Origin of the sequence: Streptomyces sp. ActVer, assembly GCF_027270795.1 — a bacterium.
Lineage (GTDB): Bacteria > Actinomycetota > Actinomycetes > Streptomycetales > Streptomycetaceae > Streptomyces > Streptomyces umbrinus_A.
The window spans coordinates 1-4361 of sequence record NZ_JAPWHT010000644.1 but is presented as its reverse complement, the minus strand read 5'-3'; the positions used below and the strand labels follow the sequence as shown (position 1 = coordinate 4361).

The 4361-nt window shown below is 73.0% G+C and carries 5 protein-coding genes and 1 pseudogene; 3 read left to right on the top strand and 3 right to left on the bottom strand.

Going from position 1 to position 4361, the window contains the following annotated elements:
- From O3Q52_RS49610 to O3Q52_RS49600, 3 genes are all read left to right on the top strand, one after another.
- Positions 1 to 648, top strand: a 648-nt coding sequence (locus tag O3Q52_RS49610; RefSeq protein ID WP_269655008.1) for an ATP-binding protein, incomplete at its 5' end; no start/stop codon positions are given.
- A gap of 4 nt (positions 649 to 652) precedes the next feature.
- Positions 653 to 1168, top strand: a complete 516-nt coding sequence (locus O3Q52_RS49605; RefSeq protein WP_269655007.1) for a metallophosphoesterase — start codon at positions 653 to 655, stop codon at positions 1166 to 1168.
- An 87-nt stretch (positions 1169 to 1255) separates the two neighbouring features.
- Entirely contained in the window at positions 1256 to 2194 is a 939-nt protein-coding gene (locus O3Q52_RS49600; RefSeq protein WP_269655006.1) for an aminoglycoside phosphotransferase family protein, read from the top strand.
- 75 nt (positions 2195 to 2269) lie between these two features.
- Here the strand turns inward: O3Q52_RS49600 and O3Q52_RS49595 are convergent.
- The 3 genes and pseudogenes from O3Q52_RS49595 to O3Q52_RS49585 form a co-directional block, all read right to left on the bottom strand.
- A pseudogene (locus O3Q52_RS49595) lies at positions 2270 to 2539 on the bottom strand (TetR family transcriptional regulator C-terminal domain-containing protein); the annotation flags it as partial.
- Positions 2540 to 2645: 106 nt separating this feature from the next.
- On the bottom strand, positions 2646 to 3749 hold the full coding sequence (locus O3Q52_RS49590) for an XdhC family protein (protein ID WP_269655005.1): 1104 nt from the start codon (positions 3747 to 3749) through the stop codon (positions 2646 to 2648).
- The coding region (locus tag O3Q52_RS49585) for a VWA domain-containing protein (RefSeq protein ID WP_269655004.1) at positions 3742 to 4361 on the bottom strand (620 nt) is incomplete at its 5' end. The genes O3Q52_RS49590 and O3Q52_RS49585, both read right to left, overlap by 8 nt.

The following is a 4361-nucleotide window of genomic DNA, read 5'->3' as shown; positions in this document are numbered from 1 at the left end:
AGCCCGCTGCCGCTCCGGCCCGGCACCATCGTGGCCCTCACCACGGACGGCCTCGTCGAGTCCTCCGAGCTCGAAATGGAGGACGGCCTGAACGAGCTGTGCGACGAGCTGTCCGCCGCCGACCCCGCCCACCTCGGACTCGTCGCCGACGCCCTGCTCGCGGGCGCCAACCGCAGCGACGACGTGGCCCTGCTCCTCATGCGCTACGACGGACTCGACCTGCGGCCGCTGCGCGAGAGCTGGACGGTGTGGCGCGTACCCGAGGCAGTCCGCCACGCCCGCCGCTTCACCCGGCGCACCCTGCGCGTCTGGGGTGTCATGGAGGAGTCCGACGCCATCCTGCTGGTCGTCTCCGAGCTCGTCACCAACGCCCTCGTGCACACCGACGGCCAGGTCCGCCTCGACCTCACCCTCATCAACGACCGCCTGCGCATCGCCGTCGCCGACGCCTCACCGCGTACGCCCATCAAACCCACCAGCATCGGCTGGGAGGCCACCGGCGGCCGCGGCATCCTCCTCGTCGAGGCCCTCTCCGCGACCTGGGGAACGGTCCCGGTCAGCGGCGGCAAACAGGTGTGGGCCGAGATCGCCGTGACCGAACCGCCCGTGACCGAACCGCCCGTGACGGAACCGCCCGTCCTAGGCTGATCCCGTGCGCCTTCTCCTGATGTCCGACACCCACCTCCCCAAGCGCGCCAAGCAGCTCCCCGCGCCGCTGCTCGCCGAACTCCCGCGTGCCGACGTCGTGATCCACGCGGGCGACTGGGTGGACACCGCCACCCTCGACCTTCTGGAGAGCCGCTCGAACCGGTTCATCGGCGTGTACGGCAACAACGACGGCCCCGAACTCAGAGCCCGCCTCCCCGAGATCGCCCGGGCCGACCTCGACGGCCTGCGCGTCGGAGTCGTCCACGAGACCGGCGCCGCACAAGGCCGCGAGACGCGGTGCGCCGCGCGCTTCCCGGACCTCGACGTCCTGGTCTTCGGCCACAGCCACATCCCCTGGGACACCACGGCCCCGACCGGCCTGCGCCTCCTCAACCCGGGCTCGCCCACCGACCGCCGACGCCAGCCGCACTGCACGTACATGACGGCGACGGTGAAGGACGGCGAGCTCACCGAGGTACGACTCCACCGGTTACCGCCCCGCAAGACGGGGGACGGCTGACGGTCCGGCAGAAAATCAGTGGACGGTAAATGTTCCGGCGGATGGGATGGGTCGGCCGCTTCCCGGTCCGCACACAGGAGTTGACCCTTGTCATCCGGTGACCCGCATGCCCACGACGACGTGACCATCGACGCCGATCTCGTCCGCCGTCTGCTCGCCGTCCAGTTCCCCCAGTGGGCCGAACTCCCGATCTCGCCGGTGCCCAGGTCCGGGATGGACAACGCGACGTTCCGGCTGGGCAACGTCCTGTCCGTACGGCTGCCCCGCTACCCGCGCTGGGTCGGGCAGGTCGAGCGCGAGCACCGCTGGCTGCCGCTGCTCGCCCCGCATCTGCCGTTGACGGTGTCCGAACCGCTGGCGGCGGGGGTGCCGGGGGAGGGCTACCCCTTCCCCTGGTCGGTCTACCGGTGGCTGGAGGGCGAGACGGCGACCACCGAGGGGCTCGCCGATCCGGTGCGGGCGGCAGGGCAACTGGCGGGGTTCATCAGGGCGTTGCGGAAGATCGACGCCACCGACGGTCCAGGACCGCAGTGGAGCAACGCGTTCCGCGGGGTACCCATGGGCGACGAACGCGACTCGCTGGCCGCCGACGCCCTGGTCCGGCCGAAGATCGCCAAGCTGAAGGACATGGTCGACACGGACGCCGTGACGGCCGTGTGGGACGCGGCACTTACGGCACCGGCCTGGGACGGACCGCCGGTCTGGTGCCACGGCGACCTTGCGACCGGCAACCTGCTGTCCGTCGACGGCCACCTCAGCGCGGTCATCGACTTCGGCACGCTGGGCGTCGGCGACCCCGCCGTCGACGTGCTGCCCGCGTGGAAGTTCCTGCCCGACGCGGCACGCGGCACCTTCCGCGAGGCACTCGGCGACGACGACGCCACCTGGGCACGCGGACGCGGCTGGGCGCTCGCCGGATCACTGCCCGTACTCGACGACTCCTTCTTCCAGGAGGACCCGGCCCGCGTGACCACGGCCCTGCGCCACCTCGAAGCGATCATCGCCGACTTCCACGACGAGACCTGACACGCCGACGCCCGAGACACAGGACGACCAGGGAGCCGTCGGCATCGGGAAGTTCCGTGGTGGCGCCCTCGGCCGTCAGGCAGCCGGCCAGCTCTGCAGGGCCATGTCGGCCACCCGCTGGAGGCGTTCACGGGTGGTGCCGCCGACGGCTTGGACGGCGATGCCGTTCGCCACGGTCATGAGGTAGCGGGCCAGTAGTTCGGGATCGGCGTCGGGAGGCAGGTCGCCTTCGTCGACGGCTTGCCGGAACCGGTCGCGGAGGAGGGAGGTGTGCTCGTCGCGCCAGGTGATGAGGGCGTCGCGGGCGTTGCTTCCCGTGTCGCCGGCGGCGAGGGATCCTCGGAGCCAACCTGTACGTCGACGGCGGCGAGAACCAGATCTGACCCGCGGTCCACAACGTGAGCAGTGTCCGTCTCGGAGCCACCGCATCCGGGCGTCGGGTGCGGGCCTGTCACTGTTCCCGCGGGTGGATCTCCCCGGCCGTCGCCGTCAGCGGGGCGCCGCTGCCGCCCCAGCGCAGGGCGACGATCTCGGCGGCGACGGACACGGCCACCTCCTCGGGCGTACGTGCTCCGAGGTCGAGGCCGACCGGCGAGCGCAGCCGGGCCAGTTCGGCCTCGCCGAGACCGCCGTCCCGCAGCCGCTTCATCCGGTCGTCGTGCGTGCGACGGCTGCCCATGGCCCCGATGTACGCGGCCGGCCGGCGCAGCGCCTCCTCCAGGAGCGGCACGTCGAACTTGGGGTCGTGGGTGAGGACACAGATCACCGTGCGTTCGTCGGTCGGGGTGGCGTGCAGATAGCGGTGCGGCCACTCGACGACGACCTCCACGCCCGCCGGGAAGCGTTTCGGGGTGGCGAAGACGGGCCGGGCGTCGCACACGGTCACCCGGTAACCGAGGAAGGCGCCGATGCGGGCCACGGCGGCCGCGTAGTCGATCGCCCCGAAGACCAGCATCCGCGGCGGGGGAGCGAAGGAGTGCAGGAAGACCGTCACGGCGTCCTCGCGCCGCTCGCCGCGCGGGCCGTAGTGCCGCTGCCCCGTGGCGCCCAGGGCCAGTTCGCCCCGGGCGTCGGCGCTCACCGCCACATCCAGGCCCGTCGTGCCGAGCGTGCCCGACACCTCGTCCTCCCAGACGGCGAGGGTCGCGCCGCGCTGAGCAGGGCCGTCGATCACCGTCGCCGCGGTCACCGGGCGGCCCGCGGCCACCGACTCCGCGACCGCCCCGAAGGACGGATCGAGGGCGGCCGTCACGGGCCGTACGAGGAGGGTGATCTCCCCGCCGCAGGTCAGACCGACGGCGAACGCGTCCTCGTCGCTGTACCCGAAGGTTTCGAGCCGCGCCTCGCCGGACTCCACCACGTCCTGGGCCAGCTCGAACACCGCACCCTCGACACAGCCGCCGGACACGCTGCCCACGACCTCGTCACCGGGACCGACGGCCATGGAGGCGCCCGGATCCCGTGGCGCGCTCCGGCTGACGGCGACGACCGTGGCGAGACCGAAGGGGGAGCCCTCCGCGTACCACCGGCCGAGCGCCGGGAGGATCTCACGCATCGCCCGCTCCTCTCACCACCGCCGCCAGACGTTCCAGCGCGGCCAGGCTGTGTCCCTCGACGAATGAGTCAACGCTCGGCAGCGCCGCCGCCATACCGGCGGCCAGGGGCGCGTAGCCGGGACGGGCCTTGCGCGGATTGGCCCAGATCACCCGGTGCGCCAGCCGGTGCAAGCGTCGCATCTGGGCCGCGAGCAGCTCGGGATCGCCACGCTCCCAGCCGTCCGACAGCACGACGACCACCGCACCGCGCGCCATACCGCGCTGCCCCCACCGGTCGAGGAAGCCCCGCAGCAGTTCGCCGAGCCGGGTACCGCCCCGCCAGTCCGGCACGGCCGCCGCGACCGCGGCCATCGCGGCCCCGGGATCGCGGTGGGTCAGCTCACGGGTCACCCGGGTCAGCCGCGTACCGATCGTGAACACCTCCGTACGGGCACGGCCGCCGTACGGCCCGGCATGCGCGGCGGCGTGCGCGAACCGCAGCAGCGCGTCCGCGTACGCGGACATCGAGCCGCTGACGTCCACCAGCAGCACCACCCGGCGCGGTCGCTCGGCCCGGGCCCGCATCCGGGGCGGCGCGGGCCCGCCGCCCCGCCGCAGCACCTCCCGCACGG

Coding starts and splice junctions, on each gene's coding strand:
- O3Q52_RS49590 (WP_269655005.1), bottom strand. CDS start 3,749: ATGCGTGAGATCCTCCCGGCGCTCGGCCGGTGGTACGCGGAGGGCTCC.